Below are 19556 nucleotides of genomic sequence, written 5' to 3'. Positions count from 1 at the left end.
CGCCAACTAAACCTATGGATCCTATTTTACTATTAAATAGGAAGAAATAACTATCAACTATTACGGCTACCACTGAAATAATTAACGTAAAAATAAGCGATTTATCTGGTATAATGAGAAAAGGTTTACATCGTTAAAAGAACGACTGTTTTTCTAAAAATTTTTTCCAGCTTTTTCACCCATACATTCTTAATCTTCTTTATGATACTCATATTTTTCAAAGTCTACTTTATCTAGCCATAAGAACCTTTGAGCCCAATTATTGACATCAAAAAAGTTTAAAATGTTCGGATCAACGGGCTGAAAAGGTGAATGCAGGAATTCCGGCAATTCATCCAAATTTCGTTCCTGAAGTAAAAAGATATTTTGAGGATTATAAAAATAGTAGCTTTTAATTGCTTCATTGTCAGTCACTAACTTTTTCTCAAAAAAACTAGATTCAAAAGTTCGTAAAGTGACTCCTTTTTGTCCTGCTCTCATGAGTTCTAAAATTCCTTGTGATTGTGCGGTCAATGCTAAATAATCTGCGTAAGAAAGATAATTCGCCTGCTCATTTCCTCGTGAAGGTAAAATATAATAATTGGTTGTAAGTCCACGTTGTTCAAATTCCTTGCGATAGCTCTCTGCTAGCTCCTTACGACCATTATCAGTGGCACCAAAAAACAAATCAGAAGTGACTTCCACCTGAGGAATCTTCATCTTTTTAGAATAAAATGAACTATTGTGGCGTAATCCAAGTTTTTGCGCCTCTATCCGGTCAAAATGGTATATTTCATCGACGGCCGATTCGTTTTGTGCTTGTTGAAGCATTCGAAAGTGTTCCTCTTCTTTCAAATGATTCCAAAAGTATAAAACGATTTTAGCTGTTGTATAAGGGCGGATCTTCGCAGCTATTTCCGTTTCGAATCCATAATCTAAAAAAACGATCAATTCATATTCTTTCAATTTGGGATGGAAAAAATTAAAATACACTGGATCTAATAAATCTTTTCCCGAAATGACATCTAAAGAATCAATCGAGGGTAAAAAATACAACGCTTTATCTTTTGCAACCAATAAGATAGGCAATTTTGACATTCTGGTTTCCTCACTTTCCTATGACCATTATGGTTCATTTGATTAATTCAATAGTAACATGAAAATTAGTGATTTTTTGCTATCATAATTTCTTCCCTTAGGAAAAGACAAACAAAACGCTCTCTTATTAGGGTTTGCTCCTACTATCAAGTTTTACGCTTACATAGGAAATTTATGACAAACATATGATGTTTTCATTAAAGTAGAAATTTTTATTTACAGAATTGTTGAAATTGTCAGATAATTTGCTATGATATAAAAAGTTATTTTTCTACTTAATATAGTTATCAATCATTTGACTACGATTGTTTCGTCGTCAATAGTTTAGTCTTAGAAAAGGGGTTGCTTATGGAGAAAACTGAAACAAACAAACTAAAAAAACAACTAAGTTCCAGACACATCACGATGCTAGCACTGGGGGGTGCTATTGGTGCGGGACTATTTAAAGGAAGTGGCGAAGCTATTGGGATTGCCGGTCCTGGTGTCTTGATTGCTTTTTTGATTGGTGGGGCTGTTTTATTCATCGTAATGAATGGTCTTGGTAAATTAGTTTTAGATGACGGGGATACCCAGCATGGATTATCGGGGCTTGTTCGACCTTTTTTAGGTGCCCATTCTGCTGACTTTATCGACTGGGTTTACTATTCATTATGGACGATCAATATTATTGCCGAAGCTGTAGCGGCAGCATCCTTCTTACAATTATGGTTTCCAACGATTCCACCTTGGACCTTTGTCTTAATTCTAGCCGTGTTGACAACGTTGATTAATTTATATTCTGTGCGGTTATTTGCTGAAACTGAGTATTGGTTGGCATTTGCTAAAATCAGCGTAATCATATTGTTGATTATCTTCGGGATATACCTGGTAGGTCATCAAATGTTTGACATTGGGGTCTTTCCTACACTAAACAGTATTACGGATCATGGTGGCTTTGCCCCTCATGGTATGAAAGGAATCGTCAACTCGTTACTCGTAGTTATTTATTCATATGGTGGTTCAGAATTGATTGCGATCACAGTAAGTGAAGCCGACAATCCCAAAAAAGCGATTCCTAAGGCAATTCGTGGAGTAATGGGACGAATCATTTCATTTTATATCATTCCATTGTTCTTGTTGTTAATCATTTTCCCTTGGGATACCTTGGCAAACTCATCTGCTAGCCCATTTGTGATGGTATTTGAAAAAATGCATATTCCATTTGCCGCTGATCTTGTAAACTTTGTGATCATCTTAGCGCTCTTTTCTTCCATCAACTCAGGTGTATATGCTTCTTCACGTTTGCTGTATTTCCGTTTAAAAGACAAAAAAGGTGCAGCAAAAAAACTATCTGTTTTAAATAAACACCATGTTCCACAACGTTCCGTATTATTTTGCGCAAGTGTTTTATATTTAGGCGTTGTTCTTTCTTACTTTGTTGGTGACAAACTATTTGGCTATTTGGCTGGTTCTCTTTCCTACACTGTCTTAGTCATCTGGCTTATGATCAGTATTGCAGCCTTTATCCTTGCATTAAAGAAAGGTTCTCTTTTTGAAAAAGGGGTAAACTTATTAGCAATCGTAGTTTTAGGATTGATCTTTGTGGGAATCTTCTTCACTAATTCAATTGGTGTGACATTATTGACTGCCCTTCTTTACTTGGTGATTTTCTTTAGCTACCGCAAGAAAAATGATATCTTTGCTTAAAAGCCCTATAAATAGCTTGAGTTCCTTAAGCCAAAAACAAGCAACTAAGTTGTACCAAACAATTTAGTTGCTTGTTTTTTTGTAAGCTGAGAAGATAAAAGTTGGGGAAAAAAATAAAAGGAGTGTTTTTAAATGAAAAAGTATTGGAAATTTTTATTAATGATTGGGGTATCGACCGTCATCATGTTTGGTATGATGTATTTGAATGTCTACTCGATCGATCATCTTTTCTTTAGTCGTACACGGGTGTTCATGGCATTGATGATGGGCGCTGTAATGGCGATCATCATGCTCTTATTTATGTGGAAAATGTATGAGAATAAAACATTGAACAAAATCATTTTAGGGGTCAGTGTCTTAGTATTTGCCGGTTCTTTGTTTATGGTCCGTAGTCAAACAACAGTCAGTGATGTCGCTTGGATGAAAGCCATGATCCCTCATCATTCGATTGCTATTTTAACCAGTAAACGTGCCAATTTGAAAGATCCTGAAGTCAAGAAATTAGCAAACGACATCATCGAAGCGCAAGAAAAAGAAATCGAACAAATGAAGAAGTTGATTGAAGAACAAAAATAAGTATATCGTAAAAAAACGCCCGAAACATTGCTGTTTTGAGCGTTTTTTTGATTCAAATATTCCGAGAGTTTATTCGTTTGTATCGATACCAAGCGTTCCATTCGGCTTTTCGTCTATTTTTGCGATCCCTAATCCAGTAAAGGCGCTAACCATTGAAAAAACTGGTGAGAGTAAACTGAAAAAGACAAATGGTAAGTATGTGAGGGTTGGAATCCCAAAGGTACTAGCTACAAAGCTGCCCGCAATTCCCCAAGGTACAAGGTAATTGATCACTGTGCCACCATCTTCTAACGTTCTACCTAAAACAGTTGGGTCAAACCCAGCTTTCTGGTAAGTTTCTTTGAACGCATTCCCAGGTAAGATAACTGATAAAAATTGTTCTCCAATAAAGAGATTGACACCAATACTTGTCATCAATGTGGTGAAAATCAATTTTGGTGTATTGGTCATTTTCTTAGAAACGACATCCATAACAGTGGAAATCAAACCGAATTCAATGAGTAATCCACCAAGTGATAATGTTAAAATGATCAAAGAAACAGTTGGCATCATACTTTCGATCCCACCACGACTAAGTAATGAATCAATTTGTTGATTGCCAGTAGTTGCAACGAATCCAGATTCAATCACTGTCGCTAAACCACTAAGAGAAGTTTGCGGATTCTGAATAAAGATCATCCCCACCGCCACAGCTATATTTAACAGAATAGTCAAGATAGCTGGTACTTTTTTCCAAGCACATAATAACATTAAGAACAATGGAATCAACGACCAAAAAGAAATTGTAAAGTTTGCTTCCAAGATATCAGTGACTTCTCGGATAGCCGTTAGACTAGTTTCTCTATTTGTGTGTCCAAGAACCATGAACAAAAAGAAGGAAACGACAAAAGCTGGAACCGTAGACCACATCATATGTTTGATGTGCTTGAATAGATCGGCATCAACGATTGCTGCGGCTAGATTGATTGACTCTGACAAAGGAGACATTTTATCTCCAAAAACAGCACCTGAAACAATTGATCCCACGACTAACGCTGGATTAATTCCTAATGTCGTACCAATACCGAAAAATGCGATCCCAATCGTTGACATGACAGTAAAAGCACTCCCTACTGCACTACCGACGATAGCACAAACAACAAATACAGAAGGAACAAACCACTTGACACTTATCAATTTAAAACCAATAACCATAAGTGTCGGGATAATTCCTGCTTGGATCCACACCGCAATCAGTGCGCCGACTAATATAAAGATAAAAATCGGAATGATTCCCGGTTTGATTCCATTGATAATTCCTTCATGTAACCACTCTGTTGGGTATCTTTTCACTACAGCGTAAAGCATGATCATTCCAATTGCTGCTAAGATCGTAATGTTTGGTGATAATTTTAATCCGACAACCCCAATTGCTATACTTGCCACAATCACCAATAAGACAAATACAGCTTCTTTAAAACTCGGTTTTCCTTTTTTCTTCATAATCATTCTCCTTTTTTAGTTAATCGAAGTACTAAAAAAGAATAGATATCGAATGACTCCGCCACAATTCATGGGCATTTCCCCCTCTAATCAAACAAAAAGAACTATTTTCAACTAAGGACGAATGACTCCGCGGTACCACCTTAATTAAAAACAGTTCTGTTTTTCACTTTGATTTAACTATTTAGTTTTTATTCCTTTTCATGTAATTCGACATTTCGGCTTGATCGGTTCGCAGCTACCACCGACTTTCTGAACAAAACACCTGAAACGCTACTATGTGAAAAGTTGACTTTCATGAAGTTTACCTTCTGCGAGATTTTTTGTCAATACAAAATGACTATTTTTTTCAAATCATAAATCATTATTTATTTAAAAAGTCGAACCAGTTAACTGACTTTTTTCTAAAAGTTGTTGGTGTTCTTCCTGAATCTTTGTCAATAAAGCTGGTTGTTCGAATAAATCTAAAGCGGTAGCCGCTAATAGTTCTGCTGCAATGGCGATCGATGCCAACCCTTTTTCACTTTTTGCGGCTGCTTTAAACTCTTCTGAATGTCCAGCGATATACTCATCTGAAATCGAAATAGTTGGTTGAATCGTCGGAATCACTTGACTGACATTCCCTACATCAGAGGACCCTAAGCTGGTCTTTTCTGTTACATCGATTTCCGTTTCTGGAACTCCAGCTGCTTTTGCATGTGTAAAAAACAACTCATCGAAAGAAGGTGTCGGAATCATATGATCTACCGCATTTTGAAACAAACCAAATTCATAGCTTGTGCCCGTACTCAACGCAGCCCCTTTCACGATTTGTTCCACTTTTTTAAAGACTATATCTAATGTTTGGCGATTGCCAGCACGTAAATAAAAACGTCCTGCAGCATATTCAGGGATGACGTTAGCAGCAACTCCGCCGTTAGTGATGATCCCATGGATATTGACATCTTTAGGTAATTGTAAGCGTAGTGCGTTGATACCATTAAAAACTTGGATCAGTGCTTCTAATGCGTTAACTCCCTTTTCGGGTGCAGCAGCAGCGTGAGAAGCAACTCCATAAAATTTGATATCAACTGGATCATTAGCTAGCGATTCGGTTGTTTTTCCGTAACGGTAAGCTGGATGAGCACATAAAGCAGCCGCCACATCGTCAAATAATCCCTCACGAACAAAGCTCCCTTTCGCTGAACCATTCTCTCCTCCTTCTTCCCCTGGTGTTCCATACACTCGGATCTCACCACCAATTTCGTCAATTTGTTTCTTAATGATACTCGCGGCTAATACGGAATACGTTCCAAAAAGATTATGTCCACACGCATGTCCAATTCCAGGAAGTGCATCAAATTCAGCTAAAAATGCAATCGTCGGACCTGGCTTATCTGAGCGATAGCTAGCAGCAAATCCTGTACGGTGTCCAGCGACCTCCTTTTCAACTGTAAAGCCTTCTTTTTCTAACTGGCGAATCAATGCAGCAGATGAATAAAATTCGTAATTGCTCACTTCTGGATGTTGATGGATATCCAAGGCAAGTGCTTGATATTCTGGTAATCGTTCTTGGATCGCTTCTTTCAATAAACTGGATCGATTCGTTGAAATAGTTGATGTAGTCATAAAAAAATTCCTCCTTGTATGCTGGCTTCAGATAAAAATTTCTAGTTCATTTGAGCTGTACTTTCTGATGATGCTCATTTACGACCAAAGGTTTTCCATGCTGGAACACTCGAACCTTTTGACGTTTCTTCAATGACTTTAGCAGTTGCTTCAGTTTGATAAGTATCAACGATTTTTTGATACGTACGGTTTGTTTCATCTTCTTTTCGGGCAACAATGATGTTGACATAAGGGCGGGCACGATCATCCACTGGTTCTAAGAAAATTGCATCTTTCGTTGGTGTGAACCCTGCATCGACTGCTACCCCACTATTGATGACCGAAAGACTCACATCGTTTAGCGCACGTGCTGTTTGCGAAGCATCCAATTCTGTGAGCTTAAGTTTTTTATCATTTTCTGTCACATCAGAAATCGTCGGAGTCTGTCCCTTCGATGGATCAACTTTGATCAGCCCCGCTGATTGAAGAAGAAGTAAAGCGCGTCCCCCATTGGTTACATCATTAGGGATGGCTACTTTTGCACCTTCTTTTACTTCCTCAATCTTTTTGATCGTATTGGAATAGATTCCTAATGGGGCATTTACGGTGTTTCCGATTGAAACTAGATTTGTGCCATGTTCTTCATTATAGTTATCTAAAAAGAACTGGTGTTGAAAGGCATTCAAATCAATTGAGCCATCAGCTAAGGCCGCATTTGGTTGATTATAATCGGTAAACTTTACATATTCTAATTCAATATTCTCCTTTTTTAGACGTGCTTTTACATCGTCCCAAACATCTGTATCTTCACCAATCACCCCTAATTTGACAGTTGTTTCTTTTGTTTTTGTATCTGCCTTTCCTTGACTACAGCCTGCCAACCAAAATAATGCGACGAATGTCACTACAGCAAATCGAATCACTTTTTTCATTTTTTCTCCTCCATTAATGTGATATTTTTTTAATTAAAAAATTACTGATAAATTGACTTAAAAACACCAATGCCAAAATCAATAATGTCGCAACAACCGTTACGTCTGTTTGAAATCGATTATAGCCCCGAGAAATAGCTAAATTTCCTAAACCACCAGCTCCTACAGCACCTGCCATTGCGGTTAAGCCAATAACATTGATGATCGTTAAAGCTGAGACACGAATGATACTAGGTAGTCCTTCCAGTAAATAAACACGAAAAATGATACCCAATGGACTCGTTCCCATTGCTTGTGCAGCTTCGATAACACCGGGATCAACTTCAAGCAAGGCATTTTCGATTTGTCGAGCAAAAAAAGGAACGATGCCGACAATCAAAGGAACTAGTGCTGCCGTTGCTCCAATTGTTGTTCCGACAATAAAACGAGTCGTCAATGCAAGTAAAGAGAGTAAAATGATAAATGGAATGGATCGTACAATATTGATCACCTTATCAAAAAGTTCAAAACATAAGCGGTTTTCAATTAATCCTTTAGGGCGGGTAACGACTAAAACCACCCCTAATATAATGCCCAAGATTCCCCCAATCAAAGCAGACCAGAAAGTCATATATAGTGTTTGCTTTGTCGCTTCAATGAATTCATCTGGGATCAAATAAACATTTGGCAGATAGCTTTTGAGCCATTCGTTCATCTTAAACGCCTCCTTCAACGAGTTTGATTCTTTCTTGTGTTTCATGTTTTTGTAAGAGATTGACTTTGATACCTAATTGGATCAAATAATCTAGAGCTTTTTGTTTTTGAATGCTATCTCCCGCTAAAGTTACCACCAAGCTACCTATCGGTGTTTCTTGCAGCCATTCGATATTGCCATAAAGAATGTTTGCTGTTACTTGGTATTTGCTATACAACTGGGCAATCAATGGTTCATTCGTTTGGCTCCCCACATAACTCAGTTCAACTAGCCACTTATCCGTAAGCTCTTCTGCAAAGCCTTGCTGTCCAGTAATCTTTTCCAATGCTTGATCTAAGTGAGTCGCTGTACGTATAAAATCTTTCGTTAGTTCTTCTTTTGGATGACTAAAAATTTGAACACTACTTCCACTTTCGATAATTCGTCCAGCTTCCATCACCGCCACTTTATTACAAATTTCTTTCACTACTTGCATTTCGTGGGTGATCAAGACGATCGTTAATCCTAATTGGCGATTTAATTTTTTGAGCAGCGCTAGAATTTGATGAGTCGTTTTTGGGTCAAGGGCACTCGTCGCTTCATCACAAAGCAATATTTTGGGATCATTTGCTAAAGCTCTCGCAATCGCTACTCGTTGTTTCTGTCCACCAGATAATTGGCTGGGATAGGCAGAAGCTTTTTCCTTTAACCCTACTAAATCCAGTAAGTCACTTACTTTCTGACGACGTTCCTGTTTTGATTTCCCAGTATACTTTAAGGAGAAATCAACGTTGTCAAAAATTGTGCGACTTTCCATTAAGTTGAAATGTTGAAAAATCATACCAATCGTTTTCCGTTCTTTTCTTAATTCTCTTGGTGTGAGATCACCTAAATTCGTCTGTTGGATGATTACTTCCCCCTTCGTTGGTTTCTGTAAGAAATTCATCACACGAACTAATGTGCTTTTTCCTGCCCCAGAATAGCCCACAATGCCATAGATATCTCCTTGGGACACCGATAAATTCACTTCATTGACAGCTGGAATGTTTTTTCCTTTTTGCTCAAAATGGACACTGATGTTTTTTAACTCAATCATTCGTTCTCCTCCTTGTTGTATAATAAAAAAGGCATCCTCAAGAAAATGAACTCAATCATTTCCTTGAGGACGCCTTTTTGCGTGTTACCACCTCATATTCAAGCCACATTCACATGTCGCTCCTCTTCAAGTACAAACATACTCTAGCGAGATACCGGTCGCAGCCGTTACCGCCTCACAAAATGCTTGGGGTAAAATGCTCAGTAGCCATTTTCCAATCGTTCCTCTTTGCTTCTTCTCAGCTCCCGAAGCTCTCTGTTAAAAGATTTCCAACTGTACTTACTACATCATTGCAAAAAAATATATAAAAAAAATCCTCTTACCAACAAAAAATGTTAGTAAAAGGACGACGAATCGTGGTACCACCTTTATTCGGAAGTTTCCTTCCCTCTAGCCAACGTCTCATTCCTGAGAGATTGGGGTTCAGTTTAACGGTTGAACGACGACCGAATTTATCTACTTATCGACAAATTATTCTCCAAGGCCATTTTCAACTTTGCGGATTTGACTCTTTTCACCAAACAGAGCCTCTCTAAGAAATCGTTCAAGTTTACTTTCCTTATCAACGAATATACTTATTTAGTTGTTGCGAATAATTTACCGTACTCATAATTAAAAGTCAAGGAAGAAGTTTACAAAAAAAATGATTGAATTATTTTGTTGTTTTTTTATCTAACATTTCAATAACAGTTCGTAAGTCTTTTCCTTCAGCAAGTAAATTTAATTTTTCTTTTTCTTCTGCTGTATAATTTCGTTCAAAACTAGTATCTGGAATTAAAACAACGCCCATCCCAGCTCGGGAAGCAGAAGTAGCTCCAACTAAAGAATCTTCCACTGCAAATGCTTCTGAAGCAACTAATTTTGTTCTTTCTAAAGCGGTTAAGTAAGGAACAGGTGAAGGCTTGTTTTCACTTACTTCATCACCGAATGTCATCGTATCAAAATAATTAGCCAAATCAAATTGGGCTAAGATATCAGTCGCTCTTTTAGTAACTGTCGTTGTCGCTAATCCAAGTCGTAAGTCACGTTTTTTTAATTCAGCTAAAACTTCTTTCGCATAGGGTTTTAATTGTATCCCACCGTTATGAAGCTGTTGATAAAAATATTTTTCACGCTTGGCACGAACTTCTTGAACTTTTTCAGGGCTTCCAGCTGCTTTCACTAAAATGTCAAAACTTTGCTTCCAGTTTTTACCTCCCCAAGCATCTACTACTTCTTTGGGAATCGCTAAATCATACTGTTGGAATCCCCATAACCAACCATCACGATAGGTTTTCTCCGTGTCAACTAATAGTCCATCTAAATCAAATATTGCGCCTTTCATTTTTCACTATTCCTTTCAGAAAACAATATCCATAGTTTAGCATGTTTCATTGTTATTTGCACAGAACGAATCATATTTTCCTTTCATAATAAAATGAAAGGTATAGAAAAAAATGAGCCCGAGGCACTTTTGAAGTGCCCCGAACTCATGATTAGAGGTGAGAATGGACGGGTAAACGGTGTTCATTCATCAACTCCTTGCAATAAGCCCGAATTTTTCAAAACATGAGAAGCTGTTTCAAAAAATTCTTTCTTATTGTCTTCGGAGCTAACCGATGACTTCACAACCTCTTTTTCACGGTGTTCATTCATCAACTCCTTGCAATAAGCCTGAATTTTTCAAAACATGAGAAGCTGTTTCAAAAAATTCTTTCTTATTGTCTTCGGAGCTAACCGATGACTTCACAACCTCTTTTTAAATGGTATTCATCAACCATTACAATAGTTCGCCGAATTTTTTAATATAGAATTTTTTGACCATTGTCACTAATGTCAAGTAAGCTAAAATCGTTACGACTAACCAAGTCCAGTAAGTTCCTGGTAACGGCATCAAACCTAGTTCTGCACCAAAGCCTGTAAATGGCAGAATCGAACCTACAACGATTCCTAATGTCGTAATCGTAAACATCGCAAATGTCGCATTGCTTTGAATAAATGGAATCTTTGGTGTCCGTAGTGCGTGTAGGACTAATGTTTGTGACCATAATGATTCAACGAACCAACCTGCATGGAACAACGCAATAAATACGATCTTTTGTTGTGCATCTAATGTATGGAAATCTCCACCTACAACTGCTGGACAAATGATAAAGTACATCAATAAGTAGGTAGTGATATCAAAAATCGAACTCGTAGGTCCAAAATACACCATAAATTTCCCAATGCTTGATGCTTCCCATTTTTTAGGCTCATGTAAGTATTCTTTATCCATTTTATCCCATGGAAGTGAGATACAAGACACATCGTAAATCAAATTCAAAAAGAGAATTTGCAGTGGCAACATTGGTAAGAATGGTAAGAATGTGCTGGCAACTAAGACAGAGAACATATTCCCAAAGTTTGAACTTGCAGTTGCCTTGATGTATTTCATGATGTTCCCAAATGTTTCTCGACCAGATAAAAGACCTCTTTCTAAAATCGTTAAATCTTTTTCTAGTAAGATCACATCGGCTGATTCTTTTGCGATATCTACTGCTGTATCAACCGAAATACCGATATCCGCTACTTTCATTGCCGGTGCATCATTGATACCATCGCCTAAAAAGCCCACGGTATGGCCATTTTGACGTAAAGCTGTCGTTAAACGAGCCTTTTGTTGAGGATTCAATTTAACAAATACTTCATGATTTTCAGCAACTTGTGCTAATTCGCGATCATCCATTTCTGAAATCTTTTCGCCAGTGATCAATTCATTAATTTCCAGACCCACTTGACGACAAACCGAACGAGTGACTAATTCATTATCACCAGTTAAGACTTTGACTGCGACACCATGATCTTTCAATGCTTTTAGTGCTTGTTTCGTCGTTTCTTTTGGAGGATCAAGGAAAGCAAGGTATCCAATCAATACCATATCTGATTCATCTTTCACTGAAAATTCGCCAACTACGCTTGGGTTTGTTTTTTGAGCCACTCCGATTACACGTAGACCATCTTCATTTAAATCTCTCACTTTTGCAAGAACTGATTCTCTTTTTTCATTGGTTAATGGACTAACGATCCCATCAATGTCGATGTAATTAGAGATACTCAACATCTCTTCGATCGCACCTTTGGTAATCATTTGTGTTTTACCTGCGGTGTCCTCTACAACGACACTCATCCGACGACGTTCAAAGTCAAATGGAATTTCATCCACTTTGCGGTAATTGATTTTATCGGTTGCTAATGTTTGTTTGGCTTCATCAATAATTGCTACATCCAACAGATTTTTTAATCCTGTTTGATAGTAACTATTTAAATACGCATGGCGTAAAACACGATCATCTTCTTTACCAGAACAATCCATGTGGTATTCTAAAATGATTTTATCTTGAGTCAATGTGCCAGTTTTATCCGTACATAACACGTCGATCGCACCAAAGTTTTGGATCGCATTCAAATTTTTGATGACTGTTCCTTTTTTCGCCATCACACTAGCGCCTTTAACTAAGTTCGTAGTAACAATCATTGGTAACATTTCAGGTGTAAGACCGACTGCTACAGATAAACCGAATAGAAAAGCTTCCAACCAATCCCCTTTAGTCAACCCATTGATAACGATAACTGTTGGTGCCATTAAAGCCATGAATTTGATCAATAACATGGATGTTTTATGAATACCAATTTCAAAGCTTGATTTGATCGGCTTTTCAGAGAGCGTTTGAGCCACATGTCCAAATAATGTTTCATTACCAACAGATACAATAATACCTTCAGCACTCCCACTGATAACGTTACTTCCCATAAAAGCCAAATTTTCATAACTAGTTTCACTCAAAGTCTCATCATCGTAAACAATCGCTTGCTTTTCGACAGGGTAACTTTCACCAGTTAAGGCAGCTTGTGAAATAAATAAATCTTTGGCTGACAACAGACGCATATCTGCAGGAATCATATCACCTGCTGATAATCGAACAAGGTCTCCACAAACGATTTCTTCCATTGGAATCTCAGTATAATCACCGTTACGTTTAACTGCTGCGGTTACTTTTACCAATGATTTTAATTTTTCTGCGGCTTGGTTAGAGCGAACAGATTGAACCAACGTCATGGTTCCACTGACAATGACCATCGTAAAGATGATAATTACTCCAAATAAATCTTTATCCCCAGGAGCGGCTAACACGTATTCTGTGATAAATGAAATCACTCCGAGTGCAATCAATACCAAGGTGAATGGTGTAATATAAGCTTTTAAAGCTTCTACAATAAAGGGTGTTTTCTTCCCATAAGAGATTGAATTTTCACCATATTTTTCTCTTGATTCTTCAATTTGTTCGTCTTTCATTCCTTGATCAGTCGAATGAAAGAAGTTCAATAATTCTTGTTTTGTCTTTCCTGCAAATGCAGCATACATTTTTTGTGTATCTCTCTTTTTTTCCATCTCATTTTTCTCCTTAGACCCAGTAAATATAAGCAATACTTATTTAAGCTGGGTTATTTTTAGTTAGTTGAGTAATGGAGAAAATGCTGTATTTAAAGGGGCTGAAAACAGATAGATAATAGCCTCAGCCAGCAATTTCTCTCGCATTATTTTCTTCGCAGGACTGTCATCCATTTGTTCTCATCTCCTTTAACTTGATAAAATTGTTCTTGTTTCTCTTTCGTTTTAAAAGCATCAACTTCCCAACGAAACCACCTCCATTTTTTGTTTGTTAGGATTGTTTCAACACAAAAAGACCTTTCATCAAAAATTCAGCGAAAGGTCGAAAAAGCACATAAAAAAAAGCTTCTTTGATCTCATCGTTGAGTTTTGACACTGTACAACGTAAAAAGCAATTCCTTGCTTTTAGCTACCTTATGAAAAGCCTTGTCTCGACAATTCCTGTTCTACCCATTGGCGTCTCTCGACGTTTTTGGGCAGTAGCCTGTGTTTGTATAGGAGCCTCACCTAACAAATCCTATTTAGTTTTCCTTCGTAAATATAACAACTTATGCACCGATTGTCAAACTTATTTTTTGCTTTTTCCAAACATTTATGGTAAATAAATTGTTTTTGATTGATGGGGTTAGAAAATTCTTATTGAATTTAATAGCCCGCATGTTGATCAGCTTTTTCACTTTGATTGTGGGTTTACTCAGACACCAGTATAATAAAGGTATAACAAAAAAAGGGGTGTATCAGATGGAACGTACATTGGTCATTATCAAACCGGATGGTGTCAGACGTCATTTAATTGGGCGGATCATCCAACGATTTGAAGAAAAAGGATTAGCAATTACTGAAATGAAGTTTGCAACAATGACAAAAGAACTCGCACAAGAGCATTATCATCACTTAAGTGGTCGGAGCTTTTTCGATGAATTGATTGATTATATGACCTCGGGACCAGTAGTCTATCTTGTTTTAGCTGGAGAGGATGTCATCGATATCGTCCGTAAGATGGTCGGTGCAACTAAAGCTGTAGATGCTGTTCCTGGAACGATTCGTGGAGATTATGCCTTACCTGGAACTGAAAATATCATTCATGCATCTGATTCAAGAGATGCTGCAACCAATGAAATCAATCGTTTTTTCCCATTATTCGATACAAAAAAGCAAAAATCTGAGATCGTTCATCCTGAATGACCAAACAGATTTGCTCTTACTGATAGTTGAGTGAAAGAGCAGAAAAGTACCTGACAGTTCGTTTAGTCAATGATTGTTGCAAGGTCTTTTCTACTCTTATTCACTTGTCTTACTTATTCTTGTTCTATCTTGGCAATCTGTTCAAACAGCATCATTTTTTTCTCTTCTTCTTTTATCACTTCCAAGAGTTTCTCTTCAAGACGTTTGCGCTCTTTCTTGCCTAGGGTATATTCGATGACCGTAAAAAAAGTATTCAACTCTTTTGAAAGTGGTTCACCTAAGGCTTGTGCAATTAGCTTTCTGTAGTATTCTGTCATCAAACTTTCATAAATGATTGTTGATTTTTCTTTGTGTGCCAAACTGCGAGACATATCGAGGTTGATACTACGCGCTTTTTTGAAACGTTTTTTATCGATATAATAAAGCGTGAGATTCATTAAAAATGTAAATAAATAGTCTTCATTCAAAGAATCGGTCATTTGTCGCATTCTTTTTTTGATTTTCAAGTAATGATTGTCTAGAAATGAATCACTGAAAATATAGGGATACTTGGAAAGAATATCTAACTCAAAATGACCATATTCCCTGATTTTCATAAAGTATTCTTCAATCGTACGACACTCATATCCTAGAAATTCTAATTGCAACTCCATTTTTCCATTCGTCTGCCAAAACATCTGTAGATTTAACATTAAATAGTATAAATCAGCTGTTTTTTTATATTGCTTTCGGTTGTTGGCAATTTCCTTATAAGGATCAAAGTTCTCTTCTTGGATTTTATTTAAAAGATGCCGACTTTTCTTCGTTTTTTTGGGTTCTTCAAGCTGATTACGTAACCATTCATATTCGGCCAAAGAAATATTTAAGCGTTCCAAGAAGGCTTTTAGTGTACAAAAAGAGATCTTCTTTACGGTATGATTTTCGATTCCTACTAGAGATGTTTTAGAACAGATTCCCTTTGCTAACTGTGTTTGTGTCAACTTTCGATTCACTCGAAGTTGCTTGATTAATTCTCCATCATACATAATTGATCGTTACCAAAACCAATAACTGAGTGAGTGCCATGTACGAAACAGTTGATCTTTCATCCTTCTTGTAACACTTCTACAACACGTATCACATGACCGTTTGTATGATAAGAAATGTTTAGCCAAAGTGTTGAAAAATAAATTAGCTGCTTGGATCTGTGCTTCTATATGTACATGTTCGTTCATTACCAGTTGTTGTTTTGATTAAACGTTTCCCCTCCTTGTTGTTTCTGATTTTTATTCTTCGGTCAACCTATAGCTGACAAGTTTATCCTATTTTCCTTTTCTATTTTTATTTGATTCAACTGAATTCAGCCATCATTTTTTACACCTATCCAAATTTCCTCGGATTTTTCACTTCCAAAAGAATCGCTGTAAAAAATTTGTTTCCTTCACTAATTACATACGCTAAAATAAAAAAGTTTACGAATTATATAAAAAAAACTTCCAAAAAAGTGAAAACAAATCGACTTTTTTGGAAGTTTTATCAACTATTCATTTAATTATTCTCATCTGTTTCTGCAGGGTAAAGGTTAGTCGTTGTTTTATTTCCATTTTTAGAATAAACACTCGTGGACTTGCTTCCTTTTTGTTTTTCAATGGTTTCATTTTTCTCTGCATCATTTTTATAATCATACTTTTTAGGATCAATCGTTTTAAAGTTATCTGGTACATAGAAACGTAATAGATTCTCTTGATTCAACTTATCAGATAAACTTAAAGCCGTTTTGACTTGATTCTGATCTTTTTCCACTTCTTTTTGGATACCAGCTTTTTTAGGATCAATGATTTCCCCTGTTTGGTTATCATAAGTTTTTCCATCTAAAACGGTATATTTAGGTGTCACAAAATTACCATTTCTAAAGGCAACCAACTGATCATGCTGTGGTGAAAGCAAATCTGTACCAAAATGGATATAGTCTTTATCATTGATTCCTACTAAGTGTAACAGGGTAGGTAACACATCAATTTCGCCACCATATTCATGATTGATCTCACCTTTTTTATAACCTGGAATGTGGAACATCAATGGCACTCGCTGCATTTGAGCATTATCAAAATCATCCCAAGTAGCAGGGTCTTTTCCTAAAGCTTTCGCCAAGTCTTTATTATCCGTATTGGATATTCCAAAATGATCTCCGTAGATGACAAACATCGAATTTTGATAGATACCGGATTTTTTCAAATACGTAAAGAATTGTTCCAACGATTGATCTAAATAATGAGCTGTCCGGACGTAATCATCTACTCTGCTATTGCCAGTCTTCAATGATGGGAAATTAAAATGTTTATCGTCTGTATAGTATGGCGTATGATTGGTTACCGAAAGAAACTTAGTATAGAACGGTTGTTGTAAATGTTCCAAATATTTAGCTGATTCTCTGAATAAGTCCTTATCTAAAATACCATATCCCAACGTTTCATCTGAACTATTGAAATAAGAACGATCAAAGAAGTTGTCATAGCCTAAATTTTTATACACATGATCTCGGTTCCAGAAGCTCCCGACATTCCCATGGAAAACCGCGCTCGTATAACCTTGCTGTTGCGCCAAGATTGCTGGAGCAGCTTGGAACGTGTTATCTGAACCTAGCTCGGTAAACAAAGAACCTTGTGGTAAACCAAAAGTTCCCGTCTCTAACATATTTTCTGCATCACTTGTTTTTCCTTGCCCAACTTCATGGAAGAAATTGTCAAAGCTGATCGTTGATTGATTCTTATAGATACTATTTAAGAATGGCGTTACTTCTTGACCATCTACCTTCATATTGATTAGAAATTGTTGGAAGCTTTCTAAATGCAGGACAATGATGTTTTTCCCTTTAGCCACGCCAAATGTTGCTGGATTAGGAGCAGCATAATGATTTTCGGTGTATTTTCTCACTTCTTCCACACCATTACTACTTGCATGCGCACGAACACTACTTGTCATCCCTGTTTTGATAGCATCGTAAATAGTATAGGCATCGATTCCCAAATATTTGACGATGTAAGAACGGTCAAACGTCCGTTGCAACAATTGGGGACGATTTGCTTCACTAAGCGCTAAATTTCCTGAAAAAATCAACGCTGACAGACAAGTAACTGCGATCGCCACTGGTTTAGAGACTGTAGGACTTTTTACTGGTATTTTTTTAACAAACATCCAGATGATGAGTCCTACAAATACTAATATATCCAACCAATACAAAATGTCATGAGGTCTCATTAATGCAAAGGAACTTCCTGATAAACCTTGTGAAACTTTAGAAAAGCCTAGAATAGACTTTACGGTCACGAAATCTGTAAATTCTCGATAAAAAATAATATTCAAATAAAGCAAAAGCGTATTTAAAATATCAATGATTAAAAGAACAATCAATGCGGGTTTCAATTTTTTTATATATAATGCTAAACCAAAAAACAACAATGTCGTTGCAATTGGGTTAATCCACAGAATAAAGTATTGGATGCTGCCTTCAACGCCCAATGAAAAATCAACGTAATAGGCAAAGATCGTTTTCAGCCAAAAGAAAAAACTAGCTGTCAAAACAATCAGCAAACGATTTTGGCACAATTTTTTCAAATGTGTCACAAGTATCACTTCTCTCTTTTATTTTTTTTTATTCTGCTCCTAAAAAATGAAAATTTCCTAAAAAAAGGGTTATTTTAAGATTTTTTTTAGAAATGAAGGGAGCAATTATGGATATCTATGCCAAAAAAAAGAACCCCTCAGACTAAATATGTCCATCCTGAGGAGTTTTTGTTAGCTGTTTTTGTTTTGGTCAACCTGAACTACAATAGTTCTAGTTATCGAATGAAGCAAGAACAATCAGTCAAAGATTCAGCAGAAAACAGTAACTTAGTAAAAACAAATGAACTTTCATCATTTCAAATGAATGACTATCATGCACCTCTCAGTACTTGAGCTGGAAAAGACGGGCTGTCTCATCTATTTCCCAGTTTGCGTACTCTTACTAAAATACTCGTGTTACTTTGCCTTCTGTTGCTGACTTGCTTTGCTGTTTTTTGTGCTATTTTTAGTTGTACGACTCGATTGCGTCTTGGACTTACTTTGGGTCGTACTTTGAATTGTTTCCGAACGTTCAGAAGAACTTTCCTGAGTCGGCTCAACCTGAGTCGTATCAGAATTTTCTTTGACTTCTTTATTCATTTTTATCCAATCTTTCAGACGGGTACTAACAACCTCACGATTCACCTTATCTGAATAGCTGGTTATTACTTTTCCGTTCTTTAATCGAGCTAGTTTTTCTCCGTCATTGGTTAAAAGTAAGACGGTCAAATGTTTATCGTTGAATTGATATTGTCTTAACGAAATAGCACTTAAGACATCATCAATATTGATAAACTGATTACTTTCCTTGTCTTTTGGCAAATAAAGCTCTAATTCTCCCTTATCATAGTTGGCTACTATCTTGTAATCCTTCCACCAATAAGTAGAAAATTCTTTTTTAAATTTATCTACTGATTCTTTACTTGCAATGATTTTTTCTGTTTCTAGTTGAGCGATATCTGCTGTCATTTTTCCTGAAACTGCGGCTGATAAAAAAAGCAGTAAGAAAAAACCAACTAACCAAAAGAGAAGAAAAGGACGTTTTTTTCTCATACCTTTCTCCACTCCCATTCAAATTTGCCTATTCCATTATATACAAAAAATGAAGAGTAAAGACAAAAAAGTAAAAAAAGATATTAAATAACGAAAATTTTTTTATAAATAACCCATACTGATGGATCGTTTTATAAAAAAGGTTGTAACTAAATTTATAGTAAAGCAAATTTAGAACGTTTCTAAGATCATACTTTCACCAAAAAAACGTTATAAGTA

The 19556-nt window shown here is 36.5% G+C and carries 16 protein-coding genes, 1 riboswitch and 2 other annotated features; of the genes, 4 read left to right on the top strand and 12 right to left on the bottom strand.

Features of this window, described 5'->3' with window-relative positions; genetic code table 11:
- Positions 1–189 precede the first annotated feature (189 nt).
- Positions 190–1077, bottom strand: a complete 888-nt coding sequence (locus IGJ18_RS03505; RefSeq protein ID WP_010738325.1) for a hypothetical protein — start codon at positions 1075–1077, stop codon at positions 190–192.
- A gap of 348 nt (positions 1078–1425) precedes the next feature.
- Between IGJ18_RS03505 and IGJ18_RS03500 the strand changes: the two genes are divergently transcribed.
- Positions 1426–2763, top strand: a complete 1338-nt coding sequence (locus IGJ18_RS03500; RefSeq protein WP_010719900.1) for an amino acid permease — start codon at positions 1426–1428, stop codon at positions 2761–2763.
- Between the two features lie 132 nt (positions 2764–2895).
- Positions 2896–3339: a DUF305 domain-containing protein gene (locus IGJ18_RS03495; protein ID WP_034699754.1), complete on the top strand. Its 444-nt coding sequence runs from the start codon at positions 2896–2898 to the stop codon at positions 3337–3339.
- A gap of 69 nt (positions 3340–3408) precedes the next feature.
- On the opposite strand, the gene nhaC is transcribed toward IGJ18_RS03495, so the two are convergent.
- From nhaC to mgtA, 8 genes are all read right to left on the bottom strand, one after another.
- Positions 3409–4821, bottom strand: a complete 1413-nt coding sequence (gene nhaC / locus IGJ18_RS03490) for a Na+/H+ antiporter NhaC (protein WP_438842898.1) — start codon at positions 4819–4821, stop codon at positions 3409–3411.
- Positions 4822–5193: 372 nt separating this feature from the next.
- Positions 5194–6429, bottom strand: a complete 1236-nt coding sequence (locus IGJ18_RS03485) for a M20 family metallopeptidase (RefSeq protein ID WP_010738328.1) — start codon at positions 6427–6429, stop codon at positions 5194–5196.
- A 74-nt stretch (positions 6430–6503) separates the two neighbouring features.
- Positions 6504–7340, bottom strand: coding sequence for a MetQ/NlpA family ABC transporter substrate-binding protein (locus IGJ18_RS03480; protein WP_010738329.1), 837 nt, complete (start codon positions 7338–7340; stop codon positions 6504–6506).
- A 13-nt stretch (positions 7341–7353) separates the two neighbouring features.
- Entirely contained in the window at positions 7354–8034 is a 681-nt protein-coding gene (locus IGJ18_RS03475) for a methionine ABC transporter permease (protein ID WP_010719905.1), read from the bottom strand.
- Between the two features lies 1 nt (position 8035).
- Entirely contained in the window at positions 8036–9109 is a 1074-nt protein-coding gene (locus IGJ18_RS03470; RefSeq protein ID WP_063626676.1) for a methionine ABC transporter ATP-binding protein, read from the bottom strand.
- 62 nt (positions 9110–9171) lie between these two features.
- Positions 9172–9409, bottom strand: a binding site (T-box leader).
- 39 nt (positions 9410–9448) lie between these two features.
- Positions 9449–9684, bottom strand: a binding site (T-box leader).
- Positions 9685–9761: 77 nt separating this feature from the next.
- Positions 9762–10433 carry an HAD family hydrolase gene (locus IGJ18_RS03465; RefSeq protein ID WP_123875039.1) on the bottom strand — a complete coding sequence of 224 codons (672 nt, stop codon included), beginning with the start codon at positions 10431–10433 and terminating at the stop codon, positions 9762–9764.
- 182 nt (positions 10434–10615) lie between these two features.
- Positions 10616–10744, bottom strand: a complete 129-nt coding sequence (locus IGJ18_RS03460; RefSeq protein ID WP_265579936.1) for a hypothetical protein — start codon at positions 10742–10744, stop codon at positions 10616–10618.
- Positions 10745–10868: 124 nt separating this feature from the next.
- Positions 10869–13517, bottom strand: coding sequence for a magnesium-translocating P-type ATPase (gene mgtA / locus IGJ18_RS03455; RefSeq protein WP_010738332.1), 2649 nt, complete (start codon positions 13515–13517; stop codon positions 10869–10871).
- A 347-nt stretch (positions 13518–13864) separates the two neighbouring features.
- A riboswitch (M-box (ykoK) riboswitch) is annotated at positions 13865–14039 on the bottom strand.
- Positions 14040–14258: 219 nt separating this feature from the next.
- Between mgtA and ndk the strand changes: the two genes are divergently transcribed.
- A complete protein-coding gene (ndk, locus tag IGJ18_RS03450) occupies positions 14259–14702 on the top strand; it encodes a nucleoside-diphosphate kinase (RefSeq protein WP_010719910.1) in 444 nt (147 codons plus the stop codon).
- 113 nt (positions 14703–14815) lie between these two features.
- On the opposite strand, the gene IGJ18_RS03445 is transcribed toward ndk, so the two are convergent.
- Positions 14816–15727, bottom strand: a complete 912-nt coding sequence (locus IGJ18_RS03445; protein WP_010738334.1) for a helix-turn-helix domain-containing protein — start codon at positions 15725–15727, stop codon at positions 14816–14818.
- Positions 15728–16229: 502 nt separating this feature from the next.
- Positions 16230–18305, bottom strand: a complete 2076-nt coding sequence (locus tag IGJ18_RS03440) for an LTA synthase family protein (protein ID WP_438842897.1) — start codon at positions 18303–18305, stop codon at positions 16230–16232.
- Positions 18306–18422: 117 nt separating this feature from the next.
- On the opposite strand from IGJ18_RS03440, the gene IGJ18_RS03435 reads away from it, so the two are divergent.
- Positions 18423–18638 (top strand): hypothetical protein, encoded by a 216-nt coding sequence (locus IGJ18_RS03435; protein ID WP_438842896.1) that lies wholly within the window; start codon positions 18423–18425, stop codon positions 18636–18638.
- Positions 18639–18701: 63 nt separating this feature from the next.
- Here IGJ18_RS03435 and IGJ18_RS03430 read toward each other — a convergent pair whose 3' ends face one another.
- Complete coding sequence (locus IGJ18_RS03430; RefSeq protein WP_053765869.1) at positions 18702–19337, bottom strand: hypothetical protein; 636 nt, start codon at positions 19335–19337, stop codon at positions 18702–18704.
- Between the last annotated feature and the right edge of the window lie 219 nt (positions 19338–19556).

It is taken from the genome of Enterococcus sp. AZ078 (assembly GCF_051714985.1).
Lineage (GTDB): Bacteria > Bacillota > Bacilli > Lactobacillales > Enterococcaceae > Enterococcus_B > Enterococcus_B hirae.
This window is presented reverse-complemented; position numbering and strand designations above follow the sequence as displayed.

Coding starts and splice junctions, on each gene's coding strand:
- IGJ18_RS03505 (WP_010738325.1), bottom strand. CDS start 1,077: ATGTCAAAATTGCCTATCTTATTGGTTGCAAAAGATAAAGCGTTGTAT.
- IGJ18_RS03500 (WP_010719900.1), top strand. CDS start 1,426: ATGGAGAAAACTGAAACAAACAAACTAAAAAAACAACTAAGTTCCAGA.
- IGJ18_RS03495 (WP_034699754.1), top strand. CDS start 2,896: ATGAAAAAGTATTGGAAATTTTTATTAATGATTGGGGTATCGACCGTC.
- nhaC (WP_438842898.1), bottom strand. CDS start 4,821: ATGAAGAAAAAAGGAAAACCGAGTTTTAAAGAAGCTGTATTTGTCTTA.
- IGJ18_RS03485 (WP_010738328.1), bottom strand. CDS start 6,429: ATGACTACATCAACTATTTCAACGAATCGATCCAGTTTATTGAAAGAA.
- IGJ18_RS03480 (WP_010738329.1), bottom strand. CDS start 7,340: ATGAAAAAAGTGATTCGATTTGCTGTAGTGACATTCGTCGCATTATTT.
- IGJ18_RS03475 (WP_010719905.1), bottom strand. CDS start 8,034: ATGAACGAATGGCTCAAAAGCTATCTGCCAAATGTTTATTTGATCCCA.
- IGJ18_RS03470 (WP_063626676.1), bottom strand. CDS start 9,109: ATGATTGAGTTAAAAAACATCAGTGTCCATTTTGAGCAAAAAGGAAAA.
- IGJ18_RS03465 (WP_123875039.1), bottom strand. CDS start 10,433: ATGAAAGGCGCAATATTTGATTTAGATGGACTATTAGTTGACACGGAG.
- IGJ18_RS03460 (WP_265579936.1), bottom strand. CDS start 10,744: ATGAATGAACACCGTGAAAAAGAGGTTGTGAAGTCATCGGTTAGCTCC.
- mgtA (WP_010738332.1), bottom strand. CDS start 13,517: ATGGAAAAAAAGAGAGATACACAAAAAATGTATGCTGCATTTGCAGGA.
- ndk (WP_010719910.1), top strand. CDS start 14,259: ATGGAACGTACATTGGTCATTATCAAACCGGATGGTGTCAGACGTCAT.
- IGJ18_RS03445 (WP_010738334.1), bottom strand. CDS start 15,727: ATGTATGATGGAGAATTAATCAAGCAACTTCGAGTGAATCGAAAGTTG.
- IGJ18_RS03435 (WP_438842896.1), top strand. CDS start 18,423: ATGCCAAAAAAAAGAACCCCTCAGACTAAATATGTCCATCCTGAGGAG.
- IGJ18_RS03430 (WP_053765869.1), bottom strand. CDS start 19,337: ATGAGAAAAAAACGTCCTTTTCTTCTCTTTTGGTTAGTTGGTTTTTTC.